Here is a 14,512-nt window from a genome sequence, read left to right as displayed (position 1 = left end):
TAGGTTAAAGCGCCAGACAACAAATTACACTTGAAAATACCACGGTATTGCTGTAGCTTCGCGCCAAAGGCATCCCGACGGGACACAAAAACATTTAGGATATGAACATTCACGAATATCAAGCGAAGGAAATACTCAAAGGATACGGAGTAACAATACAAGAAGGTATTGTAGCTGAAACTCCTGAAGAAGCACAAGCTGCTGCTAAGAAATTGAATGCCGATACTGGCACAGAATGGTATGTGGTTAAAGCACAAATCCATGCTGGAGGAAGAGGAAAAGGAAAAGTCAATGAAACCGGATCTAATGGTGTAGTATTGGCTAAAAGCCTAGATGAAGTTCCACAAAAAGCTGGAGATATTTTAAAAGGTACATTGGTGACACACCAAACTGGACCAGAAGGTAAAATAGTGAACAAAGTTTTGATTGCGCAGGATGTTTACTATCCGGGAGAATCTGAGCCAAGTGAATTCTATTTAGGAATCTTGCTAGATAGAGCAAAAGGGTGTAATGTCATCATGGCCTCTACTGAAGGTGGTATGGATATTGAAACTGTAGCTGAAGAAACTCCAGAAAAAATTATAAAAGAATGGATCGACCCAACCGTAGGGCTTCAGGCATTCCAAGCAAGAAAAGTAGCTTTCGCTCTTGGGCTTGAAGGTGATGCTTTTAAAGGCATGGTGAAATTTATCTTCTCACTATACAAAGCTTACGAAGCTACTGATTCGTCGATGTTTGAAATCAACCCTGTGTTGAAAACGTCAGACAACAAAATATTGGCTGTAGATGCTAAAGTTGACATCGATGACAATGCATTATACAGACACAAGGACATTGCAGAGCTTAGAGATTACACCGAAGAAGATCCAGCAGAAGTAGAAGCTGCTAAATCTGGCCTTAACTATGTGAAACTAGAAGGTAACGTTGGCTGTATGGTAAATGGTGCTGGATTGGCAATGGCGACCATGGACATTATCAAATTGTCTGGCGGTGAGCCTGCTAATTTCCTCGATGTTGGAGGGTCTGCCAATGCACAAACGGTTGAAGCGGGGTTCAGAATCATTATGCAAGACCCTAACGTGAAAGCTATCTTGATTAACATTTTCGGAGGTATTGTAAGATGTGACAGAGTAGCAAGTGGTGTGGTTGAAGCATACAAGAACATTGGAGAGATAAATATTCCAATCATTGTAAGGCTTCAGGGTACTAACGCAGAAGAAGGCGCCAAGATCATCGAAGAATCAGGCTTGAAAGTTTACTCAGCAATCGTATTGAAAGATGCGGCTGCTAAGGTGAAAGAATTGATTTAAGGGATTCAAGAGATAAGAACCAAGAGTCAAGACATGTTCTTGTATCTTGGTTCTCTAGGTCTTGAATCTAAAAATGCACACGTAGTTCAACTGGATAGAATATCGGATTTCGGCTCCGAGGGTTGAGGGTTCGAATCCTTCCGTGTGCACCAATAGACTGCTACTCTCGATAGTTATCGGGAGGCAGTCTTTTTTTTTGTTCCCCCGGACTTTGTTTTGCTTGAATCAAAAAGCCAACGATGACAAGTTGTTGGCAGGATATTAAATAAACTTGACAAGATTCAGAATGCAACCTTTGCTAACCTTGTTATATAAATTATTTAATAGCTATGGTAATTTCTATTCTTATTCTCTCGTTTCTTATGAGCCTTTATCTAGGTGTGATGAAATATCAATTTGAGCACGGTTCTCAAAGAGACCTTGAAGATACTTCACGATACAGATAATTTGAATCAAGTCCCATTAGGTTCCTAATAAATGATTCACCGCATAACCATGGCTTTATTTTTAAAGAGCTAATCCGCCAATTCCTTTTTTGATAATTATTTTTTATCTTCCATAACCAGCCTACCCTTGATACACTCAATTAGCTAGAAATTTCTGATTTCACGTCGTTGATCACAGCGCATCTGGAAATAGTGGTTTTCAATATGGGTAAAATTCTTAAGGTTGGCTTATTGTTTCTTATCCAAATTGGGTGGTTAGACCTGTGTTACTCACAGCAGATTCATATTGATGGTCTTAAGAAAACAATACAAACCACCAGCTCTTTAAAAAATAAAGCTGACGCGTACAACCTTCTCGGCCTTAGGTATTATCGATCTGATCCCGATAGCGCTACCTATTTCACAGAACAAGCCCTTATTATTAGTCAAGACATTAAACATGTTCCAGGTCAAGCGGAATACTTTCGGATCGACGGGCTGATCAAACATAATAAAGGTCTTTATACGGAATCTCTAAGACAGTTTGAAACCTCATTAGAAATGTTTCTGGCATTGTCAGACTCTAGCAAGGTGGGCATGGTATACAAAAATATTGGATGGGTATATCTTGAGTTAGGAGATTTCCCTGAAGCCCTTAATTACTTCGCTAAAGCTAATGGTATTGCTGACGATCAGAACGATTTGCTTCTTAAAGGGCAAGTACTAAATAATCTAGGCGTTTTTATGGCTTTGATTGGAGAATATGACAGCGCCATGGTTCACCTCTTGAAATCAGTAGAGATTACTAAACAAAATGGCGATCCGCTTATCGGGCTTACTCATACCAATATTGGTCTGGTAAAATCAAGTTTGAAAGATTACGAATCTGCTGAGTCGTATTTCTTAAAAGGACTGGAACTAGATCTACTAAATGAACAAGAATGGGGAGTGGCTAATGCTTTTGAAAATATTGGAGAACTAAAATTGACTTTAGGCCAGATGGATGAGGCTCAAGAGCACTTTCAAAAGGCTAGAGATCAGTTCGTAAAACTTAAGGATATCAAAGGTGTAGCCGTTAATGATAACTTTCTTGGGGTCATCCTTTACAAAAAAGAGCAATTCAAACCGGCCTTAGACAAGCTCGATAATGCCTATAATCTTTATATGGAAATTGATTATCAACGAGGGATGGCCAAAGTACTTCGAGATATGGCCAATTGTAACATCCTGATGGGGTATTCAGATACTGCCATAGAATTAGCCAATAAATCCTTAAAAATTGCCACAGAGATAGGCCAAATCCCAGAAGCAGTTCAAACCGCCGAAACACTTCATAAAATCTATGCCAATCGAGGAGACAATAAAAAAGCCTATGAACAAGCAGTTACCTATATGGCTTATAAAGACAGTTTGTATAATCGTCAGAAACTTGAATATGTAACTCAATTAGAAGCCAAGCACCGACTTTCACAAATTGAACAAGAAAACCAGCTTCTACTCAAAGAAAATCAACTAAAAGCCAATGAACTTCAGGCATCAAACCTCAAGATTGCTAGACAAAATGCTATTCAATTTGCTCTGGTTATTTGCTTAGTCTTTGCTCTATTGACTGCCTTTTTCTGGTACCGGTTTAATATTAAGAAGCAAAAAACAATTAAGTTGCTCAGAAAGCTCAACGACGAAATCACCAGTCAAAAAGAACAAATTGCCCGTCAGGCTAAAGAACTCGCTCAAGTAAATGGAGAAATGAAAAATATGAACGAATCCCTTGAAGTGCTAGTCAAGGAGCGTACGAAAAAAATAGAATCACAAAACAAAAAACTCCGTGACTATGCCTTCTCCAATTCTCATGAAGTACGCGCTCCACTGTCTAATCTATTGGGTCTAATCAATGTTTCTAAAATCCAGGGAATGACTCCAGAAGAGCAAGAGGAGATTATAGAAAAAATCTACATTTCCGCACTAGACCTTGATAGTGTAATCACAAAGGTGAACAAGATTTTGGAAGAAGAGGGGATATAGTCACCAGCAGACCAAGTTCATAACCATGGCCAATTTTTTGATATCAATTTCTGACGGCGGGCTCTCTTTTTTTGCATGAGATGAGTTTCCTTTCTTAGGTTTTTGTTCCGAATTGAGTTTTTGTTTTTGATCCATTTTACTTGTTTTTACAACACTAAAAGAATCAATTCTCACCTAGCTACAAACTGGTAACAGACGAACCCGGAAATTCGTGGAGTGAAACCGGTCATGACGCGATGAATTTTATTTGTTTAGCCAATTTTTGAAAGTAGACGCTCGCTCAATACTGACGATTGCATCCTTCTTGGCTGGTGGGTTCAAGTCAATCTTAAGTCTCCCTTTGGTATAGGTTGTCATTTCTTGAATGGATTGAATATGAATAACAAACTGGCGATTGATCCTGAAAAAGTGTTGAGGGTTCAAACACTCTTTCAACTTATCAAGCGTGTAATCAATGAGGAATTCTTGCCCACCCTTATCCACTAGATATACGTATTTCCCTTCCGCAAAAAAATAAGCAATAGCCTCCACCTCAACACTTTTCACCTTGTCCCCTTTGTATACTAAAAACCGGCTTTGATAAGATTCCGATGTTCCTGATTGAAGTGTTTGGATCAGTAATTGATAATCAACAGGCGTTTGCAGGCTTTGTCTTTGTTCGTAATACTTCGTCAGGGCCTGTTTTAGGTCTGTCTTATTTACAGGTTTCAGCAAATAATCAATACTGTTTACCTTGAATGCTTTGATTGCATACTCATCATAGGCAGTAGTAAATATGACAGGAGCCGAAACTTGCACCTTTTCAAAAATACTAAAGCTCAAATCATCCCCGAGGTGAATGTCCAAAAAAACAAGGTCCACTGAGTCCGATGACAAGAAGTCAACTGTTGCCGATACTGAACCCAGCGTGGCTAGTATTTCAATATCTGGATCAACATTTTTGAGCTGCCGACTTAGCTTTTGGGCAGCCAGTGGTTCGTCTTCTACAATGATAACTCGGGTCATTTTATTCCTCTTTGATCAATGGGAGCTTTGCAACATACTCTTTTTCAGTTTTTAGAAAAACAGGCTTCAGACTGGCCAGCATCTCATACCTGGCGTTTAGGTTATTCAACCCAATCCCTGTAGACTTGAGACTTTCAGACCTAAGCTGCAAAGAGTTCTTCACAACAATCATGTCCTCTTCGTCCTTGATAGATATATTCAACGGCTGTTCAGCAGTGACTTGATTATGTTTAATAGCATTTTCAACCAACAGCTGTAGCGAAAGAGTAGGTATCAAATATTTCAGCTTGTGTTCCTCAACCGCTATTGTCGACTGCAAGCTTTCACCAAACCTTATCTCCTGTAACGACAAAAAAGAACGAACAAAAGTCAATTCATCTTCTAACAAGTGAAGGTTTTTATCTTGGTGCTCCAGCAAAAATCGATAAATTTTTGAAAACTCATCGATAAACTCTTCGGCTCTATTAGGGTCTTCATGAATTAAGGCAGAAGCCGTATTCAAGCTATTGAAAAGGAAATGAGGGTTGATCTGGTTCTTAAGTGCCTCATATCGGGCGGTCATATTTTCTTTTTTCAATTGTTCATTTCTGACCAATGAAGTTTTCCACAAATTAAAAAAATAATACCCTTCATAAATTCCCACCATGATCATGTCCATCACTATAGCCATCACCAAATTAGTAATCATGTGATCTCTCAATGTAGGATGATCATAATCCATGCCTACGTAAAACGTAGTAATCGAAAGCGGTACCATAACCACGACAGCCACCAGAGGAGTAATTAACAGGTCGGCTGCAAATCGCAGATAAGCATTTTTGTTCCAGGGAAATACTTTATTGATCCATGACAAAACCAATAACACCACGCTAGCTACGATAACTACTAAGAGGTAGCCTTGAATTGCATTAAGAAAGAAATTTCCGCAGACGTTTATAATATCTCCCTCAAAATTATTCTGCACAAATCTCAGCACAGACATAAATGCAGAAGATAACACACCCGCAAACCCAAAGTAAAGTATGATTCTAAAATTGAATTTCATCAACCGTAAAGATGTTTGATTTTAGAATATATCAGTCATAAAAGAGAATGAACCTGAAAAGATTAGGTATGAGCCTGAAATTTGACGGCTAGTATAAAACTATTGACTGTAGTGGCATTAACCTCAATTGATAAAAACAGACCTTTGCGGCGAGCTAGTTACCAAATGATCTGTCCAATAAACAGACCTTTTTGATCAGTAGTACCTGATTTCTACGCGCCTGTTCTTCGCATCTGCTTCAGCAGATTTGGTTTTGTCTATAAGCTTGGTTTCTCCATAGCCTACTACTTTCGCTCGTTTGGCATCATACCCATGATCGAACATATAATCGGCTACTACTTTCGCTCTGCGTTCTGATAATTTCTGATTGTATGCCATTGGCCCTTTTGGATCCGTATGCCCGCTAATTTCAATTTTATACCTGCCGGTCTTCAACAGATCCTTATACAACTCATCCAGTACTTCTCTGACTGATGAGCTCAATTCTGTACTATTAAATTCCAGATACACCGTAACAGTACCCGGTCCTGGAGGAGCATGAGCAATTCTAACCTTTTCGTAGTGGTTTTTGAGACTATCTGACCAGCTAGAAATTTCGTCTTTTGCTACAGATTTTATATAAGGCTTTTCCTCAAAATCATTTTTCATTTCTACATGAATGAGCTGTGGACCAGCAGCAGCTGAAGCTACAGCTCCTTCACTTGGAATCTCAAGATCAAAGCCTAAATTATCTTCCTCTCTAAAAAATACATCTAAAAAGTACTCCCCTTGAGACAATAGTCTGTCACCGTCAACAACAGTGATCTTCATATTCTTATTTACTGGTGCATAAATTTCATACTTACCATTTTTATCTGTGTACGTTCTAAAGTACAATGAGTCATAAGCAATCTCTACGGCAGCGTTCGGCACGGGTTCTTTCGTTTTTTCATCTGTAATCGTTCCACCAATTAAGATTTCGTTAAACAACAATATTCTGTACAGATCTAAAGATCCATAGCCTCCATTTCTGGTTGAGCTAATGAAGCCCACTTTGCCATAAGTAGAAAAATAAATATCCTCAGCTACTGTGTTTATGGGGTAATCCAAGTTGATTGGCTTCGCCCATTTTTTTGTCTTCTTGTCATAGGTGGTTTTAAATACATCATATCCACCCAAAGAACCATGTCCTCTTGAGCTGAAGTATAATGTACTATCATCTGCCAGAAAGGGAGCATCTTCATCAAAGTCAGTATTCAATTCAGCTATTGGCTCTGGCTCACTCCAAGTACCATCTTCTAATTTGTAGGCCGTGAAAAGATCTAGATTGTGACCATAGGTATGAAAATCTGAAGCGAAAATGATACTACTTTCATCATCGGCAATGTGGCAGTGTGTATCTGTAGCCACTTCATCCGCATGCAATTCTAATGGCCCATCCTCTTCCCATACGTTATCAATTCTATGAGATTTGAAAAGTTGACCATCATGGAAGGTAATTAGTTTATTGTGGTTTTGGTAAACCTGAACAGTGGCGTCATGTCTTTGCTCATGATTAGTATGAAACTCAAAAGGATCAGCTACATGCCACTTATTCAAACTATCTATTCGTGTATCATGAATAGCTTCAAAAGCGAGGCCATCATGCGCCGTATATTCACTTGAGTCATTTCTACTAGTAAAAAGTAGTTCACTAAACCCATCGTACATCACGGGAGCATATTCTCTAAACTTTGTATTGACCTCTGGACCAAAATTCTGAACTACATATCCTTGAGCATCTCGATAGTGATGCATCACATCTTCTATTCTATCGTGCATTTCTTTCACATGATAGGTAGCTGTGTCAGTTACAAACGAGAGCTCAACAAAAGCCTCTTCGAATTCTTCCAGATAATAATGTGAAATCGCTAATAAATAATCTAAATCCTGATTTCGATCCTTCGACAATAATAGAACATCTTTAGCAGCATGAGGTTCGTGCAGTTCCAAATGAACCTGCGCTTGATATGCAATCAGGTCATGATCACGATAACCAGAGTCCAACAAAATCTGAAATTGCTCCTCGGCTTTTACATAATTTCCATTTTTGAATAGTCTTGCTCCCTTTTTATATGCCTTGTGGTCTGATGCTGGATCTTCTGCCTTTTGGGCACTACAAATAAAAATAGGAGTAATAAATAAAAGGAGGAGAATAAGCTGAGCGCGCTGTTTCATTGCTGTAATGAGGAATAGATGTATAGATTAATCCGCTAATTTAACTTCATTCAACGAATCCTAAAACTCTTAAGCATTAAATCCACTCAAAAATTGTTCTATTTAAAGAATTAATTGCATCAAAAGGATTTGTCTGACATGCTTCGGCTATTTTAAAACTTGTATTTTTTTAATAAAAATGAATCATACTATCCTGAACTGATATTAAACTCAGAACGGAATGATTATCAGTGCATTTTCTGCCATTTGACAGCTTTACATAACGGGGGATGCAGTCCTCGAAAACACGATATAATTAGCCAAAATAACTCAACTAATAGATTTTGAATTTCACCTTCAAAAAAATGAAGGTCACCGATTTTCACTTCTAAGATCTTCTGTTCAGGGCTATCCTTGCCTTGTAATTAATTGTTCACAACGAAATAAAATTTATTATGAAAGCTTTAAAATTAACAGTAGTCGCATTCTTCGCTCTTACGACATCAGCTTTGGCTCACGTGGACAAAGCAGGAAAAGAAGAAAGAACAGAAGTAAAAGCCAACATCTTTTCACACTCCAACGATATGGTTTACTTACAACTGGTAAATCCTGCTGACAGCAAAATACAAATTGCAATCATCGATCAAAAAGGGAAAACGCTTCATAGCGAAACGGTAAAAAAAGATCTGGCCATTTTGAAAAGATTTGATGTATCGGCACTTCCATCCGGATTGTATTCTTACAAAGTGTCTAACAAATATTACACCGTGATCAAAAAAATAGAGAAGAAATAAATCTTCATCATTATCTGCTGGAGCATCAGCATGGCCAGCTAAAAAATAATCGTTAAGTAGTTTTGTTTTTGTATCATGCTGAGGATCCTGGTCTGGCCACCAGGATCCTTTTTTTATTTACCTTTCATGAGTCAACGTTTATTCACAAATAAAGAATTGAAAATTCCAGGCACATATTCAAACAATAATTTAAACTGGTGGCGCTGGCTTAGCATTCTCATCATGGGTATAGGCACCCAATTTTTTGTAGACTTTATCTACAGTCTGTTTTATGAAGAATATGGTCTGAGTAGCCAATGGCAAGAATACCTCATTGCTATTGTCATTGCATTTATTATCCTCGAAGGTGTCCGTTGGATAAACCGCCGTCTAGAGAAAAATATGCCATGGGTGGAAAACATTTCAAAGAGGTTTTTCATACAATTAGCAACTAATAGTCTGTTTGTGGTTTTTGCCGTAACTGGTCTTAAGTTCATATTTAATCATCTCCTTGGTAAACCAGTCGTTCGGCCTATGTTTGATGATGTAGTAGTCATCACCACCACTTTTTCAATTACTGTTATAGTAGTAGCAATCGAAATGGGCATCTATTTCTTGAATCGTTGGAGAAGATCAATGGTTGAGCTAGAAAGGTTTAAAAAATCAAGTTTGGAGTTTCGCCATGAAATGCTCAAAACTCAGGTAAATCCGCATTTCTTGTTTAATAGCCTCAACACACTGTCTTCACTGGTCTATTCAGATCAGGAAACCGCCTATCATTTTATCAGACAATTGGCTAGTGTTTATAGAAATGTACTTGAACATAGAAACAAGGGTCTAGTCACATTAGAAGAAGAACTCAAAGCCACTTCCTCCTACATTGATCTCATGCGCTTGCGTTTTGGTGATAAACTCAATCTCCAATTTGCTATATCTGAAGACAAAAACCTACATCAACTACCTCCCTTGATGCTGCAACTCCTTATAGAAAATGCCATCAAGCACAATGTAGTTTCTGAAAAATACCCACTTTCACTTTGGATCACATTGGAAGAAGACCAAATAGTTATTAAAAACTCATTACGGCTAAAATCTTCGAAAGGCTATTCATCTAAAATTGGATTGGATAATATTTGCAGCCATTATGATATCGTGACCGACAAGAAGGTGGTCATTGAACAAACAGAAGAATTTTTTACGGTCAAAATTCCATTACTGGATCCTGATTATGAAGGTGTTAATTATTGAAGATGAGAAATTCGCGCAAGAAGAACTAAAAAGGTTTTTAGAGCGAATAGACGACTACAAAATAGAAGTTTTGGATTGTCTGGAGTCGGTGGAAGACGCCGTGGAATGGTTCGACACAAACGATGAACCTGATTTAGCATTCATGGATATCCAACTTTCGGATGGTTTGAGTTTTGAGATTTTCAATCAAAAACAAATTACTTGCCCTGTCATTTTTACCACTGCTTTTGAAAACTATGCCATCCAGGCTTTCAAGGTTAATAGTGTAGATTATTTGCTCAAACCTATTGAAGAAAAAGAGCTTAAAGTGGCTATGGATAAATATAGCGCAATTAAAAACCAGTTTTCCCCTCAAAAAACACCTTCACTCAATTCCATTCAAGTGGAAAAACTCCTTAATATGAGTATGGAAGCCGTAGAGTATAAGAAACGTTTTATCATAAAAACCGGGGATCGACTGAGGCATGTATCGGTAGACGATATTGCCTATTTCTATTCTGAAAATGACTACACCTACCTGGTGGCAAAAGAAAACGCAAAGTTCATTATAGATTACAAACTGGATGAATTAGTTGAATTGCTAGATCCAAATGAGTTTTTCAGGCTTTCCAGAAAGTTTATAACCAATATTCATTCGATAAAAATGGTCAACAAATACTTTAATAGCAGACTTGAAGTAATCCTTGATCCTGAACCTAAAGACCAAATATTGATAAGTAGAGTTAGAGTTCCTGAATTCTTGAATTGGCTGGAAAGATAACATTCAATTAATCAGCATAGAATGTAAAGTGATCGTTTCGTATTAATATTGCCACACGAATAATTTCAATTGACATGAAACTAGCATTAGTTGCCTTCCTTTTAAGTTTCTCCTTTACTCTATCACAAGCTCAAGATGGAGACAAAATATACTCTCTTGCCGATGAGCAACCGGCTTACCCGGGTGGCATGTCCGCTTTTTTCAAATACATTCAAACTGATATGCAATATCCTGATACGGCAAAAGCTGCCAATGTGGAAGGTCGTGTATTTGTAGAATATGTAATCGAAAAAGACGGCAGTGTCTCTAGCGCAAAGATCCTTAAAAGTTTAAATGAAGATTGTGACAAAGAAGCTCTCCGATTGATTTCAAACTCTGTAAAATGGTCACCAGGAAAAATAGATGGCAAGGCAGTCAGAGTAAAAATGGCACTGCCCTTGAATTTCAAACTTCCACGATAAGTTTAACCTTTTCCTTTCAATATAGTCTTAATCTCATTCAGCTTTAGCAACGCTTCAACTGGTGAGATGGTATTGACATCTAATTTATTCAACAGCCCCAATACTTCTTCAAAATGAGGGTCGCTTTCGAACATGCTCAACTGAAAATTATTCTTGGGCAAAGACTCAATTTTTTCGTCATGTTCCTCCCTGATCTTATCTTTTTCAAGGTGTTGTAGAATTTCATTGGAACGAATAACAACCTCATTTGGCATACCGGCCATTTGCGCTACATGAATACCAAAGCTATGTTGACTGCCACCTTCTTTTAGCTTCCGCATAAAAATGACTCGGTTATCTAACTCCTTCACGGAAACATTAAAATTTTTCACTCTCGGAAAATCTTCAGCAATCTGATTCAATTCATGATAGTGTGTCGCAAACATAGTCTTGGCATGACACTTTGCATGATTGTGCAAATGCTCAACAATCGACCAAGCAATAGATACCCCATCATATGTACTTGTACCTCGCCCGATTTCATCCATCAGCACCAAACTGTTTTCACTCAAATTATTCAATATACTAGCAGTTTCAGTCATTTCTACCATAAAGGTCGATTCACCTTTTGAGAGGTTGTCTGAAGCACCGACGCGTGTGAATACTTTATCTATTATGCCAATTTTAGCATAGGTTGCAGGCACATAGGAACCCATTTGAGCCATCAATACAATCAAAGCAGTCTGACGAAGTAAGGCTGACTTACCCGCCATATTTGGTCCTGTAATGATCATGATTTGCTGAGACAAGTCATCAAGAAATACCGAATTGGAAATATACTCTTCGCTAGCCGGCAATTGTGTTTCTATTACTGGGTGACGGCCTTCTTTGATGTCAATAGCTTTTTCGTTATTGACAGAAGGGCGGCAGTAATTATTTTTGACTGCAACTTTAGCGAATGACACCAAACAATCTATCTGTGCAATATTTCGAGCGTTATTCTGAATTTCTAAGACATAGTCAGAAGTGAAGGCCACCAGTTCATTAAATAATCGCAGCTCAATACTACTTAGCTTTTCTTCCGCGTTGAGGATTTTTTCTTCGTAGGTTTTTAGTTCTTCTGTGATATATCGTTCAGCATTGACCAACGTCTGCTTCCGAATCCACTCTTCTGGCACTTTGTCTTTATGTGCATTGGATACCTCCAAGTAGTAACCAAACACCTTATTATAGGCTATTTTTAGAGATGAGATACCCGTGCGCTCCTTTTCTCGCTCTTGGATTTGCAATAAGAAATCTTTACCTGAAAAAGCAATTTTTCTCAACTCGTCCAACTCATCATCTATTCCATCTTGAATGATATTGCCCTGAGTTGCATTCAACGGCAATTCCTCCTTCAAATTGAGATCAATTTTCTCAATCAATTGAGTACAAGGATTCAACTTGTCTCCAAATTTTTTTAGGTGCTCATCAGAAGTGCCCTCCAGGATTTGCTTGATTGGGGCAATGTTTTTAAGTGCCTTTTTTAGGTGTAGCAGCTCTCGAGGATTTATGCGAAGTGCAGCTACTTTTGAAACCAAACGTTCTACATCGCCAATTTGCTGTAGATGAGAAAGCACTTGATCAGTAGTTTCTGAATCATTTATTAGTGCCTCGACTACATTCAATCTAGATTCGATTTCAGCCTTCTCTTTTAAAGGGAGTACCATCCATTTTTTAAGCAGCCGAGCGCCCATGGGTGTACAAGTATGATCCAGCACATGTAAAAGTGGCACGCCATCTGCCTGCTGAGCATACACCAATTCTAGATTCCGAATGGTAAACTTGTCCAGCCACACATATTTATCTGTATCAATTCTAGAGACCGAAGAAATATGACTGATTTCTTTATGTTCAGTTTCTTCCAAATAAAAAAGAATCGCCCCTGCCGCACAAATACCTTCTTTTGAATCTTCGATTCCGAAACCTTTTAAGTTTTTAGTATTGAAATGAGCATTCAATTTTTCATACCCAAAGTCAAATCCATAGATCCACTCCTCCAGACAAAAGGTATTAAAATCTTCTCCAAACTGAGATGCAAACTGCTCTTTGTCCTTTTTGCAATAGATGACTTCCGAAGGGTTAAAGCCTTGAATCACCTTATCTATATAAGATAAGTCTCCAGCAGACACCATAAACTCACCTGTGCTTAAATCCAAGAAAGCAATACCGTGCACATTCTTACCAAAGGCAATGGAAGCGAGATAGTTATTTTTCTTTTGATCTAGAACATTATCGTTGAGAGTTAGCCCAGGAGTCACCAGTTCTGTCACTCCCCTCTTTACAATACCTTTTACTGACTTCGGGTCTTCAAGTTGGTCACATATAGCTACACGATTACCTGCTCTTACCAGTTTGGGCAAATAAGTATCTAAGGAATGGTGAGGGAATCCTGCCAATTCAATGTGAGAAGCTGATCCATTGGCACGCTTAGTGAGCACAATATCTAGTATCCTGCTAGCTTTTACCGCATCCTCTCCAAAGGTCTCGTAAAAATCTCCCACTCTAAATAACAACAACGCATCAGGGTGTTTGGCCTTGATGGCATTATACTGTCTCATTAAGGGAGTTTCTTTCTTTGCGGTCGCCATTTCACTTTTAGATCAAACCACGAATTTAATAAGTCGAGGAAAGTATTGACACTACACTAAGCAGAAATTCTCCGAATCATTTTTATTTGCAACCATAAGAACTAAAGGCTACTCGTTTCATGCGAAAATTAAAGAATGAAGAATTGAATCGTCACTCCATTGAGGATTATAAAGACGTAAGGAAAAATGATGTCATTCTCATACTCGACAATGTACGCAGTTTGAACAATGTGGGCTCAGCCTTCAGAACCTCCGATGCATTCAACGTAAAGAAAATATACCTCTGCGGCATTACAGGCCAACCTCCTCACCGAGATATTAACAAGACCGCTCTGGGTGCCACAGAAACTGTAGAGTGGGTACATGTGAATAATACAATTGAAGCCATCAATCAATTAAAAGAAGATCATTGGGAAATATTGGCAGTAGAACAAGCAGAAGGAAGTTTGATGCTCAATGAATTTCATCCAAGCTCTAATGGAAAATATGCATTCATTTTCGGGAATGAAGTTTTTGGTGTAGAACAGGAAGTCATATCTGCTTCGGATCAATGCTTAGAGATCCCTCAATTCGGCACCAAACATTCGCTTAATATATCTGTAACAATCGGAGTAGTGCTCTGGCACTACATTTCGAAAATTACTAGCTAAAAAAATCTATTAAAGACTCGCAAAGCGTA

At 38.3% G+C, this 14,512-nt stretch carries 11 protein-coding genes and 1 tRNA gene; 8 read left to right on the top strand and 4 right to left on the bottom strand.

Features of this window, described 5'->3' with window-relative positions; all coding sequences use genetic code 11:
- Positions 1 to 101 precede the first annotated feature (101 nt).
- From sucC to ACOQO5_RS15475, 3 genes are all read left to right on the top strand, one after another.
- Complete coding sequence (gene sucC, locus ACOQO5_RS15485) at positions 102 to 1,310, top strand: ADP-forming succinate--CoA ligase subunit beta (RefSeq protein WP_420582603.1); 1,209 nt, start codon at positions 102 to 104, stop codon at positions 1,308 to 1,310.
- A gap of 75 nt (positions 1,311 to 1,385) precedes the next feature.
- Positions 1,386 to 1,462 (top strand) — tRNA-Arg (locus ACOQO5_RS15480).
- Positions 1,463 to 1,924: 462 nt separating this feature from the next.
- Entirely contained in the window at positions 1,925 to 3,757 is a 1,833-nt protein-coding gene (locus ACOQO5_RS15475) for a tetratricopeptide repeat protein (protein WP_420582602.1), read from the top strand.
- Between the two features lie 243 nt (positions 3,758 to 4,000).
- Here the strand turns inward: ACOQO5_RS15475 and ACOQO5_RS15470 are convergent, their stop codons facing one another.
- From ACOQO5_RS15470 to ACOQO5_RS15460, 3 genes are all read right to left on the bottom strand, one after another.
- Positions 4,001 to 4,762, bottom strand: coding sequence for a LytR/AlgR family response regulator transcription factor (locus ACOQO5_RS15470; RefSeq protein WP_420582601.1), 762 nt, complete (start codon positions 4,760 to 4,762; stop codon positions 4,001 to 4,003).
- A gap of 1 nt (position 4,763) precedes the next feature.
- Positions 4,764 to 5,807, bottom strand: coding sequence for a sensor histidine kinase (locus ACOQO5_RS15465; RefSeq protein WP_420582600.1), 1,044 nt, complete (start codon positions 5,805 to 5,807; stop codon positions 4,764 to 4,766).
- Between the two features lie 195 nt (positions 5,808 to 6,002).
- On the bottom strand, positions 6,003 to 8,003 hold the full coding sequence (locus tag ACOQO5_RS15460) for an OmpA family protein (protein ID WP_420582599.1): 2,001 nt from the start codon (positions 8,001 to 8,003) through the stop codon (positions 6,003 to 6,005).
- A gap of 434 nt (positions 8,004 to 8,437) precedes the next feature.
- On the opposite strand from ACOQO5_RS15460, the gene ACOQO5_RS15455 reads away from it, so the two are divergent.
- The 4 genes from ACOQO5_RS15455 to ACOQO5_RS15440 all read left to right on the top strand — a co-directional run bounded on the left by ACOQO5_RS15455 (position 8,438) and on the right by ACOQO5_RS15440 (position 11,224).
- Complete coding sequence (locus tag ACOQO5_RS15455; protein WP_420582598.1) at positions 8,438 to 8,776, top strand: T9SS type A sorting domain-containing protein; 339 nt, start codon at positions 8,438 to 8,440, stop codon at positions 8,774 to 8,776.
- A gap of 126 nt (positions 8,777 to 8,902) precedes the next feature.
- Entirely contained in the window at positions 8,903 to 10,003 is a 1,101-nt protein-coding gene (locus tag ACOQO5_RS15450) for a sensor histidine kinase (RefSeq protein ID WP_420582597.1), read from the top strand.
- Entirely contained in the window at positions 9,984 to 10,763 is a 780-nt protein-coding gene (locus ACOQO5_RS15445) for a LytR/AlgR family response regulator transcription factor (protein WP_420582596.1), read from the top strand. Before ACOQO5_RS15450 ends, ACOQO5_RS15445 begins: the two co-directional genes overlap by 20 nt.
- 74 nt (positions 10,764 to 10,837) lie before the next feature.
- Positions 10,838 to 11,224: an energy transducer TonB gene (locus tag ACOQO5_RS15440; protein WP_420582595.1), complete on the top strand. Its 387-nt coding sequence runs from the start codon at positions 10,838 to 10,840 to the stop codon at positions 11,222 to 11,224.
- Positions 11,225 to 11,226: 2 nt separating this feature from the next.
- Here the strand turns inward: ACOQO5_RS15440 and mutS are convergent, their stop codons facing one another.
- Positions 11,227 to 13,833 carry a DNA mismatch repair protein MutS gene (gene mutS, locus ACOQO5_RS15435; RefSeq protein ID WP_420582594.1) on the bottom strand — a complete coding sequence of 869 codons (2,607 nt, stop codon included), beginning with the start codon at positions 13,831 to 13,833 and terminating at the stop codon, positions 11,227 to 11,229.
- Between the two features lie 119 nt (positions 13,834 to 13,952).
- Between mutS and ACOQO5_RS15430 the strand changes: the two genes are divergently transcribed.
- Complete coding sequence (locus ACOQO5_RS15430) at positions 13,953 to 14,483, top strand: RNA methyltransferase (RefSeq protein ID WP_420582593.1); 531 nt, start codon at positions 13,953 to 13,955, stop codon at positions 14,481 to 14,483.
- Positions 14,484 to 14,512 lie beyond the last annotated feature (29 nt).

This window comes from Reichenbachiella sp. (genome assembly GCF_965223055.1).
In the GTDB taxonomy this organism is placed as follows: Bacteria; Bacteroidota; Bacteroidia; order Cytophagales; family Cyclobacteriaceae; genus Reichenbachiella.
The sequence above is the reverse complement of the archived record's forward strand: the minus strand, read 5'-3'. Positions and strand labels throughout refer to the sequence as shown.

Excerpts from the sequence above, each read along its gene's own strand:
- sucC (WP_420582603.1), top strand. The coding sequence starts at position 102 with ATGAACATTCACGAATATCAAGCGAAGGAAATACTCAAAGGATACGGA.
- ACOQO5_RS15470 (WP_420582601.1), bottom strand. The coding sequence starts at position 4,762 with ATGACCCGAGTTATCATTGTAGAAGACGAACCACTGGCTGCCCAAAAG.
- ACOQO5_RS15465 (WP_420582600.1), bottom strand. The coding sequence starts at position 5,807 with ATGAAATTCAATTTTAGAATCATACTTTACTTTGGGTTTGCGGGTGTG.
- ACOQO5_RS15460 (WP_420582599.1), bottom strand. The coding sequence starts at position 8,003 with ATGAAACAGCGCGCTCAGCTTATTCTCCTCCTTTTATTTATTACTCCT.
- ACOQO5_RS15455 (WP_420582598.1), top strand. The coding sequence starts at position 8,438 with ATGAAAGCTTTAAAATTAACAGTAGTCGCATTCTTCGCTCTTACGACA.
- ACOQO5_RS15450 (WP_420582597.1), top strand. The coding sequence starts at position 8,903 with ATGAGTCAACGTTTATTCACAAATAAAGAATTGAAAATTCCAGGCACA.
- ACOQO5_RS15445 (WP_420582596.1), top strand. The coding sequence starts at position 9,984 with ATGAAGGTGTTAATTATTGAAGATGAGAAATTCGCGCAAGAAGAACTA.
- ACOQO5_RS15440 (WP_420582595.1), top strand. The coding sequence starts at position 10,838 with ATGAAACTAGCATTAGTTGCCTTCCTTTTAAGTTTCTCCTTTACTCTA.
- mutS (WP_420582594.1), bottom strand. The coding sequence starts at position 13,833 with ATGGCGACCGCAAAGAAAGAAACTCCCTTAATGAGACAGTATAATGCC.
- ACOQO5_RS15430 (WP_420582593.1), top strand. The coding sequence starts at position 13,953 with ATGCGAAAATTAAAGAATGAAGAATTGAATCGTCACTCCATTGAGGAT.